Genomic DNA, 16,926 nt, shown 5'->3' with positions numbered 1-16,926 from the left:
GTGAGGGTTCGGCGCGAAGCGTCTCGCAGCGCCAGGACACACGAGGCTGCGCCCGCACCCTCATCCGCCCCTTCGGGGCACCTTCTCCCAGTGGGAGAAGGGAAGCGCTAGAGCCCCTCTCCCCCCGGGAGAGGGGTTGGGGTGAGGGTTCGGCGCGAAGCGTCTCGCAGCGCCAGGACGCACGAGGCTACGCACGCACCCTCATCCGCCCCTGCGGGGCACCTTCTCCCAAGGGGAGAAGGAAAGCGCTAGAGCCCCTCTCCCACCGGGAGAGGGGTTGGGGTGAGGGTCCGGCGCGAAGCGTCTCGCCGCGTCAGGACGCACGAGGCTGCGCCCGTACCCTCATCCGCCCCTTCGGGGCACCTTCTCCCAAAAAGGGGGCCATGGTCCCGGCGGGAGAAGGGAAGCGCCGAAGCCCCTCTCCCACCGGGAGAGGGGTTGGGGTGAGGGTTCGGCGCGAAGCGTCTCGCAGTGTCAGGTTGCACGAGGCTGCGCCCGCACCCTCATCCGCCCCTTCGGGGCACCTTCTCCCAAGGGGAGAAGGGAAGCGCTAGAGCCCCTCTCCCACCGGGAGAGGGGTTGGGGTGAGCGTCCGCCCGCACGGCACACCCAACCACCAGTCATCCCACCTCCCGCTAAGCGCTCGCCGGCACGGCGTTCGGGCGCGGCATGAACGGGTTCGGATGCGCCGCCAGCAACGCATCGTCGATGGCCGCGGCACGCTGCGCCGCCGGGCGCGCCATGTGCCGCTGCACGAAGGCGACAAACGCCGGCCGCGCCTGCAGCACACCGATGCGCGTGTAGAAGCCGAGAAACGCCGCGGCATAGAGGTCGGCCGCGCTGAAGCGATCGCCGGCCAGGTGCTCGCGACCGGCGACGCCCTGCTCCAGCATGTCCAGCAGATCCTCGCCATGGCCGTAGCCCGCGCTGTGCGCCGGGGCCAGCGTGCCGTGCTGCCTGGCGGTCAGGAACGCCTCGGCCGGGCCGGCCAGCAGGAACAGCCAGCGGTAGTAATCGCCACGCGCCGGCGATCCAAGCGGCGGCGCCAGTTGCCGCTCCGGCACCAGGTCGGCCAGGTAGGCGCAGATCGCCGCGTTCTCGGTGACGGTGGTGGTGCCGTGGACCAGCGCCGGCACCTTGCCCATCGGGTTGATCGCCAGATACGCCGGCGTCTTCATGCCGGTGCCGTAGTCGAGGATCTGCGCGCGGTACGGCAGGCCGGTTTCTTCGAGCATCCAGCGCGCGATGCGGCCGCGCGACATGGGGTGGGTGTAGAGCACAAGATCGTGGGACATGGTCGGACTCCGTGGTGGACGCCACGCAGTCTGCGCGTGCCCTGCTGACACCTGCTGTCAGGAGCCGACGCCGTGTCCGGTGGCGGCGCGCCAGCGCCGGATCAGCAGATGCCGCCGCGTCGGGTAGCGTTCGCTGTCGTCGCGCAGCGCCAACACCCGGTCGGCGCGGAAATGGCGGAAATCGCCGCGCAGTTCGCACCACGCCGCGATCATGCCGAAACCGCCCAGGAAGGCCATCGCGAACGGCCAGATGCGCCGTTGCGAGGCGACGCCGCCGGCATCGGCATAGTCCATGTGCAGCACGTGTTCCAGACGGATGCCACGACGCAGCACCGGCAGCCACGGTGCCGCCGGCTGCGCGGGCGTGGCCGCGGGCACCAGCAATCCGCTGGTCTCCAGCGCCAGCCGCAACGGCGCCGGCAGCGACGCCCCGATCCGGGTGATGGCGCGCTGCGCGGCCTGCGCCAGTTCCGGATCGGCCTGGCTCGCCACCCAGCGCGCGCCCAGGGTCAGCGCTTCCAGCTCGTCCTCGCTGAAGTTCAACTCCGGCAGCAGGAAGCCCGGGCGCAGCACGTAGCCCACGCCCGGGTCGCCGAGGATGTCGGCGCCCTGCCCGCGCAGGCTGGCGATGTCACGGTACAGCGTGCGCAGGCTCACTCCCAGATCGGCGGCGAGCTGCGCCCCGGCCACGGGCCGGCGTCGCCCGCGCAGGGCGTCGAGCAGGCGCAGCAGACGGGTGGCGCGTTGGGTCATCGCGACAGGATAGTGGGCAGGCGCCGCCAACGGGAGGCGCTGGTGCGTCAGGCAGCCCGCCTGGCGCTGCAGTCCGATCGGTGTCGCACTGCGCAGCGACGCTGTCGCCTGGAGGAAACACGGACTTCTATACTCGACGGCGAACGCGCGGCCCCGCTCCGTCGCAAACGGGGCCGCGCACACCAGCACAGGCCGCACGCGTCCGCGACGGCTACATCCAACGAGGGAACGCATGCAGCCACGCTCGCGAACGTCGTCACGCCCCCCGGTCCGCTGCACCATCGCAGGTGCCATGCGGGCGCCACATCCGCGCAGCGGCCGTCGCGGCATCCGGGACTGAGGCGACGATGATGGAATTTGCCCTTTTCGCCATCGGCGTGGTCGTCGGTGCGGTGCTGTTGCATCTGGCGCGCCCTCTCGGGCGGAGCGCCTCCGCGCAGCGGCCTGCACCGGCGACCGACGCCAGCGACAACCACCACGCCGCGCCCGAGGCAACGCAGGAGACCCCGGCGCAGCATCTGCAGCGGCTGCGCCAGCAGGTGGAAGCACAGGACGAGCAGATCCACAGCCCTGCCGATCTGGCACAGATTCCGCAGTTCCAGCACGGCGTGGCGCTGCTGGCGGGCGCGGAGTTCTCCCATCAGGAACTGGTCGAGGCGCTGGGCAGCCCAGGCTACGTGCTGCCGTGCATGGCAGCGCAGGCCTTGGCGCAACGCCGCTCCCCGGATGCGGACGCGATCCTGGACGTGCTCCCGCACCTGGGTTCGTATCCGCTGAGCTTCCTGTTCGACTACCTGCAGCGCCTGCCGGATGCCGACCATCTGCACGCGCTGCTGCGCCACGCACGCGACTGGTGGTGGAACGTCGTCCCGTTCCGGCAACGCCTGCGCGCCTATCTGCAGTGGGCCGCAAGCAAGGCCCCGGCGGACCGCCCGGTGGATTTCGACGAACTCGACGATGCAGCGCTGACCGCACTCGGCGACACCCTGGCGCAGTTCAAGGAACCCGTGCTGGAGCCGTTCCTGCGGCGCCTGCACGACGCACGCAAGCAGCGTCGCGAGCAGCGCGTGCTCGGCGGCTTCGGCCGTGTCGTCGCCGCGGTGCCGGCGCGCCTGCGCCTGCACCACCCGGGGCTGGATGCGGCCTTGCAGCGCGCCTACGAGCACGTGATGACCACGCCTCCGCAACCGGTCCTGCTGGTCGGCGAGCACGGCGTGGGCAAGAGCGTGCTGATCGACCTGCTCAGCGAACGCCTGCTCGGCGAAGGCTGGCGTGTGTTCGAGGCCTCCGCTGCGGAGATCCTGGCGGGGCAGAGCTACATCGGCGAACTGGAGGGACGCATCCGCGAGATGCTGGCGGTCCTGCACCGCGAGCGCGCCCTGTGGCGCGCGCCGGACTTCTACGACCTGCTGCACAAGGGCGCGCATTCGCGCGATCCGCGCGGCATCCTCGATCTGGTGCTGCCGGCGCTGGAGCGCGGTGAGTTGCGCCTGATCGGCGAGATCACGCCGCGGCAACTGGCGCAGCTGCAGGTGGCACGGCCGACCACGCGTTCGCGCTTCGAAGTGGTGACGCTGGCACCGGCCGCGTCCACCGCGCTGGCGCAGATCGGCGCACAGTGGGCGCAGGCCCAGGCGCAGGCGCTGCAGACCGAGGTGATCGACGCGCGCGCCCTGGCCGAAGCCGAACGCCTCGCCGCGCAGTACTTCCCCGATCAGCACGAACCCGGCCGCCTGCTGCAGCTGCTCGACGAGACCCTGCAGGCCGCGAAGGACGGCGACGACGCACGCCTGCCGCTGGACGACGATGCCCTGCTGCAGGCGGTGGCCAGGCGCAGCGGGCTGCCGCTGGAGGTGATCGACGATCGCCAACGGCTGGAACTGGAGACGCTGCGCCGTTTCTTCCGCAAGCGCGTGCTGGGCCAGGACGAGGCGGTGGAGACCCTGCTCGACCGCATCGCCATGCTCAAGGCCGGGCTGATCGACAGCCGCCGCCCGATCGGCGTGTTCCTGTTCGCCGGCCCGACCGGCACCGGCAAGACCGAATTGGCCAAGGCACTGGGCGAACTGCTGTTCGGCACTCCCGAGCGCCTGCTGCGCCTGGACATGAGCGAGTTCCAGGGCGAGGACGCGCTGTACCGGCTCACCGGCGACGACAGCGCCGGGCAGCGCACGCTGATCGCGCGCATCCGCGAGCAGCCGTTCTCGGTGGTGCTGCTGGACGAGTTCGAGAAGGCCCACCCCAAGGTCTGGGACCTGTTCCTGCAGGTGTTCGACGACGCCCGCCTGAGCGACCGCAACGGCAACACCGCCGACTTCCGCCACAGCATCATCATTCTCACCAGCAACGTCGGCGCCACGCTGGCCCGCGGCGCCGGCCCCGGCTTCGCCACCGTCGCCGGCGGCTACTCGCGCAACGCGGTGGAAAAGGCGGTGTACGAGACCTTCCGCCGCGAGTTCGTCAACCGGCTCGACAAAGTGGTGCTGTTCAACCCGCTGGATCGGGCGCTGATGCGCGAGATCCTGCACAAGGAACTGGATCGCACGCTGACCCGGCGCGGCCTGCGCAATCGCGCCTGGGCGGTGGAATGGGAGCCGTCGGCGATCGAGTTCCTGCTCGACCGCGGCTTCACTCCGGACCTGGGCGCGCGGCCGCTGCGCCGCGCGATCGAACAGCATCTGCTCGCGCCCCTGGCACGCAGCATCGTCGAGCAACGCGCCCCCGAAGGCGACCAGTTCCTGTTCGTGCGCGGCGCCGGCGACCGCCTCGACGTGCGCTTCATCGCAGCGGACGCGCCGCCGCCGCCGGAAGCCTTGCCCGCGGCGGTCGACCCCGCCACGCCCACGGATCTGCGCGACCTGGTGTACGCGCCCAACGCAGACAGCGCGGTCCTGCCGCGCCTGGATGCGGCCTTGCATCGCCTGCAGGAATCGCATGCCACGCCGGCCTGGCGGCAGGCGCGCGAGGCCGACTTCGCCGCCATGGGCGAGCGCGATTTCTGGTCGCAATCCGGCCGCTTCCAGGTGCTGGACCGGATCGAGCGCCGCGACCGCATCGAAAGCGCGCTGGCCACCGCCGTGCGCCTGCGCGCGCGGCTGGACGGCGGCGCCCAGCGCGACGGCGAGTTCGTGGCGCGCCTGACCCAGTTGCTGTGGCTGCTGCACCTTGCCAGCACCGCGCTGCAGGAGCAACGCCCGCAGGATGCGCTGCTGGACCTGCGCATCGGCGCCAGCGAGCTGCACCGGCATCCGGCCGAAGCGCGGCAGTGGTGGCAACGTCTGCTGCAGATGTATCTGGCCTGGGCCGAGCAGCGCAACATGCGGGTGGAGGTGCTGGCACAGGATCCGCAGCAGGGCCGCGCCTGGCTGGCTATCGCCGGCTTCGGGGCGCTGGCGTTGCTGGACGCGGAAGCCGGCCTGCACGTGCAGGAGCAGGAGACCGACGAACCGACCCTGCGCCGGCTCGCGGTGCAGGTGCGGGTCGCCCCGGACCTGCCCGGGCAGGCACGGCGCGCGCCCATCGGCGAGGACGAACTGCGGGTGTGCCGACGCTACCGGATCGCGCCTTCGCCGCTGGTGCGCGACAGCGTCCGCGGCTGGCGCAGCGGACGCCTGGAACGCGTGCTGGGCGGCGATTTCGATGTGATGCCGGTCGACTGAGTCCTGTCACGGACGCAGGCGGCATGCGGCCACTGCAGGGAGCGCTGGGCAGGCGCGCGATGCGCGGCCACACCGCACACCGCCATCGATGCGATAGCTGCACGCTATCGATTGATTAGAAGAATTCGAATTCTCTAAATCGCGGCTTCCGCCTATCGTGTCTCCAGTTTCACCGTGTCGCCGCCGTATGATCGCGGCGCCGAGCCACCCCATCTCGTCCACCAAGAGCCAAGGCAGCCTCCCATGACCAGCGAATCGAAATGCCCGTTCCACCAGGCTGCCAGCGGCAGCGGCACCAGCAATCGCGACTGGTGGCCCAAGCAGTTGCGCGTGGACCTGCTCAACCAGCATTCCGCCCGTTCCAACCCGCTGGACCCGCAGTTCGATTACGCCAAGGCGTTCAAGCAACTCGATCTGGAAGCGCTCAAGCGCGACCTGCATGCGCTGATGACCGATTCGCAGGACTGGTGGCCGGCCGACTTCGGCCACTACGGCCCGCTGTTCGTGCGCATGGCCTGGCATAGCGCCGGCACCTACCGCACCGGCGACGGCCGTGGCGGCGGTGGCCGCGGCCAGCAGCGTTTCGCTCCGCTCAACAGCTGGCCGGACAACGTCAGCCTGGACAAGGCGCGGCGCCTGCTGTGGCCGATCAAGCAGAAGTACGGCCAGGCCATCTCCTGGGCCGACCTGCTGATCCTCACCGGCAACGTCGCGCTGGAATCGATGGGCTTCAAGACCTTCGGCTTCGCCGGCGGCCGCGCCGACACCTGGGAGCCGGACCAGGACGTGTACTGGGGCCGCGAGACCAAGTGGCTGGGCGGCGACGAGCGGTATTCGCACGGCTCGCCGGGCGTGGACGAGGCGCACGGCGTGCTGGTGAAGGACGACGACAGCGAAGTGCGCCACACCCGCGACCTGGAAAACCCGCTGGCCGCGGTGCAGATGGGCCTGATCTACGTCAACCCGGAAGGTCCGGACGGCAACCCCGACCCGCTGCTGGCGGCCAAGGACATCCGCGACACCTTCGGCCGCATGGCCATGAACGACGAAGAGACCGTGGCGCTGATCGCCGGCGGCCACACTTTCGGCAAGACCCACGGCGCCGGCCCGGCCGACCACGTCGGCGCCGAGCCGGAAGCGTCCGACCTGGAAAGCCAGGGCCTGGGCTGGTCCAACAGCTTCGGCAGCGGCAAGGGCGGCGACACCATCACCAGCGGCCTGGAAGTCACCTGGACCACCAAGCCGGCGCAGTGGACCAACGAGTTCTTCGAGCACCTGTTCAAGTTCGACTGGGAACTGAGCAAGAGCCCGGCCGGCGCCCACCAGTGGGTGGCCAAGAACGCCGAGGCGGTGATTCCGGACGCGCACGACCCGTCGAAGAAGCACCTGCCGACCATGCTCACCACCGATCTGGCGCTGCGCTTCGACCCGGCCTACGAGAAGATCTCGCGCCGCTTCCTGGAGAACCCGCAGCAGTTCGCCGACGCCTTCGCCCGCGCCTGGTTCAAGCTGACCCACCGCGACATGGGCCCGCGCGCGCGCTACCTCGGCTCCGACGTGCCGGCCGAAGAACTGCTGTGGCAGGACCCGATCCCCGCCGTGGACCACCCGCTGGTCGACGCGCAGGATATCGCCGCACTGAAGAAGACCCTGCTCGACTCCGGGCTGAGCGTGGCGCAACTGGTGTCCACCGCCTGGGCCGCGGCCTCCACCTTCCGTGGCTCGGACATGCGCGGCGGCGCCAACGGTGCGCGCATTCGCCTGGCCCCGCAGAAGGATTGGGAAGTCAACCAGCCGGCGCAGCTGGCACAGGTGCTGGCCACGCTGGAAGACATCCAGGCGCAGTTCAACGGCGCGCAGAGCGGCGGCAAGAAGATCTCGCTGGCCGACCTGATCGTGCTCGGCGGCGCCGCCGCGGTGGAACAGGCGGCCAAGCTGGCCGGACAGATCGTCGAGGTGCCGTTCGTGCCGGGCCGCATGGACGCCTCGCAGGAACAGACCGACGTTGAGTCGTTCGCGGTGCTGGAACCGATCGCCGATGGTTTCCGCAACTACGCCAGGCGCCGTTATGCGTTGTCGGCCGAAGCCCTGCTGATCGACAAGGCGCAGTTGCTGACCCTGACCGCCCCGGAGATGACCGTGCTGGTCGGCGGCCTGCGCGTGCTCGGCGCCAACAGCGGCCAGTCCGCGCATGGCGTGTTCACCGATCGCCCCGGCGTGCTCAGCAACGACTTCTTCGCCAACCTGCTGGACATGGGCACCGAGTGGAAGGCGACCTCGGAGATGAAGGACGTCTACGAAGGCCGCGACCGCAAGAACGGCGCCGTGAAGTGGACCGGCACCCGTGCCGACCTGGTGTTCGGCTCCAACTCGGTGCTGCGCGCGGTGGCCGAGGTCTACGCCAGCGCCGACGCGCAGGCGAAGTTCGTGCGCGACTTCGTCGCCGCCTGGACCAAGGTGATGCAGCTGGATCGCTTCGACCTGGCCGCCTGACGACGGCAGACGGGGCGCCGCAGCGGCGCCTCGCTTGTCCTAGTTGCATATGACGACAACGCCCCGCTCGCCGGGGCGTTGTCGCGAGTGCAGCGGCTCCACACGCTCTGTCGCAGAGGGCAACGCACGAATGGGGATGACGAGGAATGACCGCCCTGCGTCGCGGCTGAAGCCGCTCCCACGGTGTGTCAACCGCCATGAGCACGCCGACGCTCGCCAGGACGCAAGCCGGTCGTGGGAGGGACTTCAGTCCCGACTGCATGCAGCCGAGGAAGCCTGATGTTGCTTGCAGCGACTGGCCATCGAGCGAAACACGCGACCAGCGCACCACCCACCTTCGGCAACGTCACGGCACCATTCGGTCGTCGCTGCAACTCGGTCAACCGCACCGATCCTCGGCCAGGCGCAGCGGACTCGGCTACAACGCGTCCAGATCCCCCAGCGCGCGGATCAGCCGCCGCGCGCGCTTGTCCGGTTTGCCCTCCGGCGCCTGGTAGCCGTTGCGCTCGGCGCTGCGCTGCGCACGCAACTGCGCACGGCGCTCGCGCGAAGCATCGCTTTCTTGGTACAGGGTCTGCGCCACGCTGGCCGGGCCGCGGGTATCGCTCAATCCCAGCACCTGGATCTCGAACACCTCGTCGCCGCGCTGCACGCGCACCTGCTCGCCCACGCGCACCGCGCGCGAGGATTTCGGCCGCTGCCCGGCCACGTCCACCTTGCCGGTCTCCACTGCCTGCTTGGCCAGGCTACGGGTCTTGAAGAAGCGCGCGGCCCACAGCCAGACATCCAGGCGCACCGCGGCAGCTTGTACGACAGATTCATTCATTGCGTTGCTCGACATCCACTCGCGTTGGGGATTGCAGGCAGTCAAAAGGCGACGCCGGATCGGACACCATCGCGCCGCTGAGGGCATGCGCGGCGCACACGTCTCTCCGCACAGATGGCGATGCGATCGCACCAATGCAAGTACCGCGCCGCAGGGGCTCACCTTTCCGGGATGAATGGGTTGGCAGAGAGCGAGCGACCTTGAGGCAGGCGCAGCGGGGGGCGGCTCGCCCAGGTTTCATGTCCCATGCCGTTGCTGGCGTCGCCCCCTACCCGGCACCAAGCAATGACCCGAGCCGTGCCGAACGCAGTTCCATCCTCGCCGCAGCGCACCACCGCGACTCGGACAGGACCGGCCGCCACGCGTGACCGCGCACGCCACCCGCCGTGGGGCGGCGCAGGCCCGTCCCCTGCCTGCCTGCGGCACGAACGCTGCAGACCCAGATCCGCCCATCGCCCCGCCGACATCCGTCGGTGCTAGTGTGGCCGGCTCACGCTCGCTCCCGACCCGCGATGACCAAGCCCGCTGCGCTCACCGAAGGCCCGATCGGCCGCCAGTTGTTGCTGTTCTCGCTGCCGATCCTGGCCGGCAACATCGCGCAATCGCTCAACGGCTCGGTCAATGCCGTGTGGATCGGCCGCTATCTCGGCGAAGCGGCGCTCACCGCCGCGGCCAACGCCAACAGCATCATGTTCTTCCTGATCGGTTCGGTGTTCGGCATCGGCATGGCCGCCACCATCCTGATCGGCCAGGCGATGGGCCGCAGCGACGTGGCCCAGGCGCGGCGGGTGATGGGCACCAGCGCCACCTTCTTCATCGGCATCTCGGTATTGATCGCCGCCGGCGGCTGGTGGCTGGCGCGGCACCTGCTGGCGGCGATGGGCACGCCGGCGGCGTCGCTGCCGCTGGCCGAGGCCTATCTGCGGGTGATCTTCCTGGCGATGCCGCTGCTGTACACCTTCGCGTTCCTGTCGGCGGCGCTGCGCGGCACCGGCGATTCGCGCACGCCGTTCCGCTTCCTGCTGCTGTCGGTGGTGCTGGACATCGGCTTCAACCCGCTGCTGCTGTTCGGGCTGGGGCCGTTCCCCAAGCTGGGCATCGCCGGGGCGGCCTGGGCCACGCTGATCGCGCAGGCGGTGTCGCTGACCGGGTTGCTGCTGTACCTGCGGCACAAGCGCCACGTGCTGTGGCTGGGCCGCCGCGACGCGCGGCTGTTCCGGCTCGACCTGCCGATCCTGCGCGCGCTCATCGTCAAGGGCGTGCCGATGGGCCTGCAGATGGTGCTGATCTCGCTGGCGATGATCGTGATGATCTCGCTGGTCAACGGCTATGGCACCGCCACCTCCGCGGCCTACGGCGCGGCGCTGCAGCTGTGGGCCTACCTGCAGATGCCGGCGATGGCGATCGGCGCGGCCTGCTCGTCGATGGCCGCGCAGAACGTCGGCGCGCAGCGCTGGGACCGGGTCGCGGCGACCGCGCGCAAGGGCGTGCTGTTCAACTTCCTGCTGACCGGCGCGCTGATCGCGCCGCTGATCCTGTTCGACCGCTGGACCCTGGCGCTGTTCCTGCCGCCGCACAGCGCGGCGCTGGAGATCGCGCGCCACCTCAACCACATCGCGGTGTGGTCGTTCCTGTTCTTCGGCGTCACCTTCGTCATCTCCGGCGTGGTCCGCGCCACCGGTGCGGTGGTCCCGCCGCTGCTGATCCTGGCGCTGTCGCTCTGGGGCATCCGCGTGCCGTTCGCGCAGTTGCTGCAGCCGCAGCTGGGCGTGGATGCGGTGTGGTGGAGCTTCCCGACCAGCGCCACCTGCGCGATGCTGCTGTCGCTGGCGTATTACCGCTGGGGCAACTGGCGCACCGCGCGGATGCTGGTGCCGTCGCGGCCGGAGACCGTGGCGCATCCGGCGGAAGTGCCGGTGCAGCCGCCGGCACCGGTCGCCGACGTGGCGGTGGCGCAGGATCCGGCGCGCTGAGCGCTGCGCTCGCTTCACTATCCGCAGGCGCCATTGTCTGTGCGGGAGTCGACTGTCATGCAGCCGCAGCGATCGAAGCCCAAAGCCGTCCGACACCGTCACGCGTCGGGACTGAAGTCCCTCCCACAAGGGCGCCAAGCCCCTGTGGGACGCGACTGAAACTCCTGCCACAAAAATAACGGCCAGACCCGCCATCGCGGACATGACGGCTCCGCTCCCGCGCGGCGCGATCCAAACCCCGCAAACGCAAACGGCCGCCCGAAGGCGGCCGTTGCGGCAGCGACCGAGGTCGCCGGAAGATTACTCGGCCTTGGCGGCGGCAGCAGCGGCCTGGCGCGCGACCTTGGCCTGCGCAGCGGCGGCCAGGTCTTCCTTGATGCGGGCGGCCTTGCCTTCCAGGCCACGCAGGTAGTACAGCTTGCCGGCGCGGACCTTGCCGCGGCGCTTCACTTCGACCGAGTCGATGGTGGCGCTGTGGGTCTGGAACACGCGCTCGACGCCATAACCGTGCGAGATCTTGCGCACGGTGAACGAGGAGTTCAGGCCGGCGTTCTTGGTGCCGATCACCACGCCTTCGTAGGCCTGCACGCGCTCGCGGTTGCCTTCCTTCACCTTGACGTTGACGACGACGGTGTCGCCCTGGTTGAACTCCGGCAGCTTGCGCTGGATCTGGGCGGCTTCGAAGTCGGCCAGGATGGTCTTGTTGAGCTTGCTCATGGTGGGCACCGCTTGTGTCTGGTGAGGTGGTCCGGCAGTCGCCGCACGGCGATTGCGCGATATCGGATGGGCCAAGCACGGAACGCACTGGCCGGAAAGCCGGGCATTTTAACCCAGCCCGGCGGCAATGGCTAGGGCTTGGATGGATTTTCCTGTTCGGCGGCCTGCGCCGCCTCCCGCTCCTGGCGGAATTCCTGCAGCAGGCGCCGGTCGGCCGCGCTCAGCGCCGCCTCGTCCAGCAGTTCCGGACGCCGCAGCCAGGTCCGCCCCAGCGCCTGCATGCGCCGCCAGCGCGCGATCGCGGCGTGGTTGCCGGAGCGCAGCACCGCCGGCACCTCGCCCAATGCGTGTTCGCGCGGATGGGTGTAGTGCGGGCAGTCGAGCAGGCCGTCCGGGCCCTCGAAACTGTCCTGGGCCGCGGATTCGGCGTCGTTCAGCGCCCCCTCCTGCAGCCGGGTGACCGCGTCCACCAGCACCGCCGCGGCCAGTTCGCCGCCGGACAGCACGTAGTCGCCGATCGAGATTTCCTCGTCCACCGCGGCGGCGACGAAACGCTCGTCCACGCCCTCGTAGCGCCCGCACAGCAGCAGCAGCCGCGGCAGCGCGGCCAGTTCGCGGGCCTTGGCCTGGGTCAGCGGCCGGCCTTGCGGGCTCAGGTAGATCAGCGGCGCCGGCAGCGGATCGGCCGCGCGCACCGCCTGCAGGCAGGCCTGCAGCGGCTCGATCATCATCACCATGCCCGGGCCGCCGCCGAACGGGCGGTCGTCGACCTTGCGGTAGCCGCCGCTGGCGTAGTCGCGCGGGTTCCAGCCGTGCAGGTCCAGCAGCGCGCGCTCCTGCGCCCGCCCGACCACGCCGAACCCGGCGCACTGGGCGACGAACTCGGGGAACAGACTGATGACGTCGATGCGCATGAGGCGGGGAATGGGGAGCCGGGAATGGGGAATGGGAAAGGCAAACGCCAAAGCGGCCGCATGGCCGCTTCGCTCAGAACTCGGGGTCCCAGTCGACCACGACCAGGTTGGCCTCGAAATCCACCGACTTGATGTAGTCCGGCTGCACGAACGGCACCAGCCGTTCGCGGTCGCCGCGCACCACCAGCACGTCGTTGGCGCCGGTGGAGAACAGGTGCGACACCTGCCCCAGCGCCACGCCGTCGACGGTACGCACGTCCAGGCCTTCCAGGTCCACCCAATAGTACTCGTCCGGGCGCGGCGGCGGCAGGCTGCTGCGCGCCACGTAGATCTCGGTGCCGCGCAGGGCCTCGACCGCGTCGCGGTCGGTGACCTCGGGCAGCGTGGCGATCAGGTACTTGCCGGACTCGCGGCCGCGCACGCCGCTGAGGCTGCTCTCGCTGCCGTCGGGCTTGCGCACGATCCAGGGCTGATAACGGAAAATGGCGAGGCGCGGCTCGGTCCAGGACTCGAGCTTGGCCTCGCCACGGATGCCGAACGCGCCGAGGACCCGACCGAGCAGGATGCGGCGCTGGCTGTCTTTCATTGGGGCAAACGCGAGGGCCGCGCGCTGGGCGCGGCCCGCGGAATCAGGCCGCGGCGGCCTGGTTCTTGGTGGCTTCCTTGTACAGGTTGCGCACCTTGTCGGTCAGCTGCGCGCCATTGGACACCCAATGGTCGACGCGGGCCAGGTCCAGCACCACGCGCGGCTCGGCGCCCTGGGCGACCGGGTTGTAGTAACCGACGCGTTCGATGTTGCGGCCGTCGCGCGCGCTGCGCACGTCGGTGACGATGATGTGGTAGAAGGGGCGCTTCTTGGCGCCGCCACGGGTAAGGCGGATCTTGACCATGGTGAGTTTCCGGTGTTGCCCAGTCGCCAGGATGGCGCGGTGAACCGACGATTATAGCGACCGGCCCCGGCTCTGCCAAGTCTGGGCCGTGGCCTGCGGCCGCGGGATTGGGGATTCGAGATTGGGGATTCGCCAGGAGCGGCAGCCATGCCACGATGGCCGTCCACGGGGTGCTCAGATCGCCTGCCAGGGCTGGGTGTGCGACGCCGCCTCCAGCATGGCCAATAGATCCGCGGCCGGGCGCAGCGCGCGCCCGTCCACCGCCGCCACCGCCTGCTGGCCGCGGGCGTTGCAGGTGAAGGCGGCCACGTCCGGCCCGAGTTCGTGGAGCGACAGCGGCCGAACCTCCTGCGCCACGCCCAGCGCGGCGAGCCCGGCCTGCAGCAACCGTTCCTGGGTGCCGCGCAGCGCTGGTGCCTGCGGCCAGTGCAGACAGGCGCCGTCCCACAGTCCCAGGTTCCAGGTCGGCCCTTCGGCCACCTGCCCCTGCGCGTCGACGAACAGCGCATCGTCGCTGCCGGCCTGCAGCGCCAGGCGGCGCTGGTGGAACGCGGCGAAGGTGCCGACGTGCTTGAACTGCGCCGCCTCGCGTGCGAACACGCTGCTGCGCAGGCGCAGCGGCGCCGCCTCGGCCTGCGCCGGTGGCGCCAGTGACACCAGCAGTTCCACCGCGCAGTCGGCATCGGCCCGGCGCAGGGTGAATGCCGGCGAACACACGGTGACGCGCAGCGACGCGTTGCCCCTGCCGAACGCGGCCAGCGCCGCGCGCAGCTCGCCGCGCACGCGCTCATGCGGCAAGGCACTCCCGAACAGCGCCGCATTGGCCTGCTGCAACCGCTGCAGATGCAGCCCGAACCCGCGCACGGCGCCATTGCGCACCTGCATGGTGCTGAAGTGCCCATAGTTCACAAGCGCGGCGGCGGCCAGCAGCTCGGCGCCGGCAGGCTGCCCGTGGTGGAAGACCTGCGATGTCACAGCAGGGCCTGCGCCTGCGTCCACCAGCGTTCAACCAACGTCGCGGCGGGCTCGGCCTGGGCCATCCACGCCGACTGCCCGGCCCAGGCCTGCATCGCCGCCAGGCGGCCGGCGCGCTGTGCGGCCTGGCGCATCGGCGCAGTCAGGCCACGCTGCACCGGGTACGGCCGCGGCGGCGGCGCCTCCGCGGCAGCGGCGGCGCGCACGTAGTCGGTGGCCAGCGCGCGGCCCAGGCGGCCGGAAAAGGCGAGGGTCAACGTGGTCTGCTCGGGTTCGGCCTGGGCCAGCGCATCCGCCCAGGCCGGTGCCAGCGCCGCCTCCGGGGTGCGCAGCAGGGCGGTGCCGATCTGCACCGCGCTCGCGCCCAGGGTCAAAGCGGCGGCGATGCCACGGCCGTCGCCGATGCCACCGGCGGCGATCACCGGGATCTGCAACTGGTCGGCCAGCCGCGGCAGCAGCGCGAACAGCCCGGTCAACTGCCGCTCGGCGCTGCCGGCCTCGAAGGCACCGCGATGGCCGCCGGCCTCCGCCCCCTGCGCGACCACCGCATCGGCACCGGCGGCCTGCGCAGCCAGCGCCTCGTCCAGGGTGGTGGCGCAGGCGAACCAGGCGATCCCGGCCTGCTGCAGGCGCTGCACCTGGTCCGGCCGGAACAGGCCCATGATCGAGGAGGCCACTGCCGGACGCGCCGCGAGCAGGGCCTCGAACTGGGCATCGAAATCGGCCGGCGCCGCATCGCCGGCGGCGGCGTCGACCGGCGGTCCCCAGGCCGCGAGAAAGGCGCGCACCTCGGCCTCGGCGGCGGCATCGCGCGCGGGGGGCGGATCCGGCACCCACAGGTTGACCTGTGCCGCCCCGCCGCCGGCGGCGCGGAACGCATCCATCCACGCCACGATGTCCTGCGGCGCCGACAGCACCGCGCCCATCGCCCCCATGCCGCCGGCCGCGGCGACCGCGGCCGACAGCGGCACCGGGCAGGCACCGGCCATCGGGCTGAGCAGGATCGGCAGGTGCAGGCCGAAGCGCTGCCGAAAGGCGTCCACGCGCGCCAGGCGCTGCATCATGCGTGCTCCGCGATTCAAGGAACGGCCATGGTAGCCGCGCCGCCTTCCGGCCGCCGTGCCAGAGATGCGAGGACGCTCACGGCAGCGGCACCGGCAGACATTGCCGGTCCCGATCGCCGACCCACACCTGCTGCTGGGAAAAAGCGCGCAACCGTGACGGGCGATGCACGAAGGCACCCCACAGCCGCAGATCGACGAACGTCTCGACAGCACGATCGCGCCACGCCGCCGGACCGGACAGCCGCAGCTCCAGGCAATACAGCCCATCGACCGGACACACCACCTCCACGCACGCCGGCGTCGCCGCGGACGGACGCAAGGCCATCAGCTGCGGCCCGTGCAACAGCGCGAACAGCCCCAGTTCGCCGTCGGTCGGACGGCTGCCGCCGGGCACCGGCAGTGACCGACCGAACAGGCCGGATGTCCACACCGCCTCCAGCACCAGGACGTCGCCCTGGCTCAGCTGCAGAAAGTGACGATGCACGACCACGTTATCCGTGGGATCCGCCACCGCGGTGTCCTGCGCTCCATGCACGTCCCAGGCCCGCTCGGCGCCGGCGAACAGCAACGCGGCCGCGGCCGGCACGCGCGCCACGCAACGCGGCGGCAACTGCGCCAGCGGCCATGCGTCACGCACTGATGCCTCGACAACGGCGAGGCTGCCATCGGGGCGCTGCGCATACGCCAACGGCGTGCCGCGCAGTGGCTGCATCGGCAGCGCCAGCCGCTCCGGTTCCGGCACGCGCCGCCACAGCGCCACCGTGCCGGGCACCTGCAGCTCGGCCTGGCCGATACCGATCGAGTACACGCCGGTGCGCACGATCGGCACGACGCACTCGGCATCGGCCGCCACGTCCAGCCACTGCGCCTGGGTCGCGCCCGGTGCCAGCAGGTCGCAGCGCCACTGCGCGGGGCCGTCAGCGGCGGGATGGAAGGCGAGCACCAGCGCATCGCCGGCGTACAGCACAAGCTCGGAGGTGGTGCAGATGCCCTGGCGCGGGAAGCGCTCCTCCGGGAACGGGACGATGTCCTCGAGATGATGGCGCCATTGGCGCGGACCGGACGGCCGCGCGCGCATCGCCGCAGGTGGGATGACAGGCTGCGCTGGCGGCGGCAGCCGCGCCGGCGCGGGCGTGGCGCCGGCCTCGCCAATGGCGGGGCCCAGGGAAGCCGCCGCGGTACCGCCGGCCGTGCGTCGCGCCATCGCACGATCGATCGCTGCGACGACCAGTACCACCAGCACCCAGTACACCAGCGTCGCCGGCAGCACCGCCCAGCCGGAGGCCGAGTGCAGCGCCAGGGCCAGCGCCAGGGCCAGGCGCAGCACGCGCGTGCCGACGGACACGCTCACCGCACGCGCCGTGGCC

The 16,926-nt window shown here is 70.9% G+C and carries 13 protein-coding genes; 3 read left to right on the top strand and 10 right to left on the bottom strand.

Features of this window, described 5'->3' with window-relative positions; all coding sequences use genetic code 11:
- Positions 1-635: 635 nt before the first annotated feature.
- Positions 636-1,295 carry a glutathione S-transferase family protein gene (locus CEK69_RS01885; RefSeq protein WP_152238404.1) on the bottom strand — a complete coding sequence of 220 codons (660 nt, stop codon included), beginning with the start codon at positions 1,293-1,295 and terminating at the stop codon, positions 636-638.
- Positions 1,296-1,352: 57 nt separating this feature from the next.
- On the bottom strand, positions 1,353-2,048 hold the full coding sequence (locus tag CEK69_RS01880; RefSeq protein WP_017907930.1) for a YafY family protein: 696 nt from the start codon (positions 2,046-2,048) through the stop codon (positions 1,353-1,355).
- A 350-nt stretch (positions 2,049-2,398) separates the two neighbouring features.
- Between CEK69_RS01880 and CEK69_RS01875 the strand changes: the two genes are divergently transcribed.
- Both CEK69_RS01875 and katG read left to right on the top strand, forming a co-directional pair.
- On the top strand, positions 2,399-5,707 hold the full coding sequence (locus CEK69_RS01875) for an AAA family ATPase (RefSeq protein WP_226975004.1): 3,309 nt from the start codon (positions 2,399-2,401) through the stop codon (positions 5,705-5,707).
- 243 nt (positions 5,708-5,950) lie between these two features.
- A complete protein-coding gene (katG, locus tag CEK69_RS01870; RefSeq protein WP_152243456.1) occupies positions 5,951-8,200 on the top strand; it encodes a catalase/peroxidase HPI in 2,250 nt (749 codons plus the stop codon).
- Positions 8,201-8,618: 418 nt separating this feature from the next.
- Here katG and CEK69_RS01865 read toward each other — a convergent pair whose 3' ends face one another.
- Positions 8,619-9,026, bottom strand: coding sequence for an RNA-binding S4 domain-containing protein (locus CEK69_RS01865; RefSeq protein ID WP_152243454.1), 408 nt, complete (start codon positions 9,024-9,026; stop codon positions 8,619-8,621).
- 512 nt (positions 9,027-9,538) lie between these two features.
- Between CEK69_RS01865 and CEK69_RS01860 the strand changes: the two genes are divergently transcribed.
- The gene (locus CEK69_RS01860) at positions 9,539-10,999 is read left to right on the top strand and encodes an MATE family efflux transporter (protein ID WP_152243452.1); all 1,461 of its coding nucleotides are present in this window, start codon (positions 9,539-9,541) and stop codon (positions 10,997-10,999) included.
- Positions 11,000-11,299: 300 nt separating this feature from the next.
- On the opposite strand, the gene rplS is transcribed toward CEK69_RS01860, so the two are convergent.
- The 7 genes from rplS to CEK69_RS01825 all read right to left on the bottom strand — a co-directional run bounded on the left by rplS (position 11,300) and on the right by CEK69_RS01825 (position 16,910).
- Positions 11,300-11,716, bottom strand: a complete 417-nt coding sequence (rplS, locus tag CEK69_RS01855) for a 50S ribosomal protein L19 (protein ID WP_010342237.1) — start codon at positions 11,714-11,716, stop codon at positions 11,300-11,302.
- 131 nt (positions 11,717-11,847) lie between these two features.
- The gene (gene trmD / locus CEK69_RS01850; protein ID WP_152243450.1) at positions 11,848-12,630 is read right to left on the bottom strand and encodes a tRNA (guanosine(37)-N1)-methyltransferase TrmD; all 783 of its coding nucleotides are present in this window, start codon (positions 12,628-12,630) and stop codon (positions 11,848-11,850) included.
- A gap of 73 nt (positions 12,631-12,703) precedes the next feature.
- A complete protein-coding gene (gene rimM / locus CEK69_RS01845) occupies positions 12,704-13,216 on the bottom strand; it encodes a ribosome maturation factor RimM (RefSeq protein WP_017907937.1) in 513 nt (170 codons plus the stop codon).
- A gap of 43 nt (positions 13,217-13,259) precedes the next feature.
- Positions 13,260-13,520 (bottom strand): 30S ribosomal protein S16, encoded by a 261-nt coding sequence (gene rpsP, locus CEK69_RS01840; protein ID WP_010342240.1) that lies wholly within the window; start codon positions 13,518-13,520, stop codon positions 13,260-13,262.
- Between the two features lie 174 nt (positions 13,521-13,694).
- On the bottom strand, positions 13,695-14,495 hold the full coding sequence (locus tag CEK69_RS01835) for an aminotransferase class IV (RefSeq protein WP_152243448.1): 801 nt from the start codon (positions 14,493-14,495) through the stop codon (positions 13,695-13,697).
- Positions 14,492-15,556, bottom strand: a complete 1,065-nt coding sequence (locus tag CEK69_RS01830; RefSeq protein WP_152243493.1) for a nitronate monooxygenase — start codon at positions 15,554-15,556, stop codon at positions 14,492-14,494. The genes CEK69_RS01835 and CEK69_RS01830 overlap by 4 nt, the downstream gene beginning before the upstream one ends.
- A 79-nt stretch (positions 15,557-15,635) precedes the next feature.
- Positions 15,636-16,910, bottom strand: coding sequence for a hypothetical protein (locus CEK69_RS01825; RefSeq protein WP_152243446.1), 1,275 nt, complete (start codon positions 16,908-16,910; stop codon positions 15,636-15,638).
- Between the last annotated feature and the right edge of the window lie 16 nt (positions 16,911-16,926).

Origin of the sequence: Xanthomonas sp. LMG 12462, from assembly GCF_009192885.1 — a bacterium.
GTDB lineage: Bacteria > Pseudomonadota > Gammaproteobacteria > Xanthomonadales > Xanthomonadaceae > Xanthomonas_A > Xanthomonas_A sontii.
The sequence above is the reverse complement of the archived record's forward strand: the minus strand, read 5'-3'. Positions and strand labels throughout refer to the sequence as shown.

Bases quoted from the DNA above. Each gene is read 5' to 3' on its own strand.
- CEK69_RS01885 (WP_152238404.1), bottom strand. From the start codon at position 1,295: ATGTCCCACGATCTTGTGCTCTACACCCACCCCATGTCGCGCGGCCGC.
- CEK69_RS01880 (WP_017907930.1), bottom strand. From the start codon at position 2,048: ATGACCCAACGCGCCACCCGTCTGCTGCGCCTGCTCGACGCCCTGCGC.
- CEK69_RS01875 (WP_226975004.1), top strand. From the start codon at position 2,399: ATGGAATTTGCCCTTTTCGCCATCGGCGTGGTCGTCGGTGCGGTGCTG.
- katG (WP_152243456.1), top strand. From the start codon at position 5,951: ATGACCAGCGAATCGAAATGCCCGTTCCACCAGGCTGCCAGCGGCAGC.
- CEK69_RS01865 (WP_152243454.1), bottom strand. From the start codon at position 9,026: ATGAATGAATCTGTCGTACAAGCTGCCGCGGTGCGCCTGGATGTCTGG.
- CEK69_RS01860 (WP_152243452.1), top strand. From the start codon at position 9,539: ATGACCAAGCCCGCTGCGCTCACCGAAGGCCCGATCGGCCGCCAGTTG.
- rplS (WP_010342237.1), bottom strand. From the start codon at position 11,716: ATGAGCAAGCTCAACAAGACCATCCTGGCCGACTTCGAAGCCGCCCAG.
- trmD (WP_152243450.1), bottom strand. From the start codon at position 12,630: ATGCGCATCGACGTCATCAGTCTGTTCCCCGAGTTCGTCGCCCAGTGC.
- rimM (WP_017907937.1), bottom strand. From the start codon at position 13,216: ATGAAAGACAGCCAGCGCCGCATCCTGCTCGGTCGGGTCCTCGGCGCG.
- rpsP (WP_010342240.1), bottom strand. From the start codon at position 13,520: ATGGTCAAGATCCGCCTTACCCGTGGCGGCGCCAAGAAGCGCCCCTTC.
- CEK69_RS01830 (WP_152243493.1), bottom strand. From the start codon at position 15,556: ATGCAGCGCCTGGCGCGCGTGGACGCCTTTCGGCAGCGCTTCGGCCTG.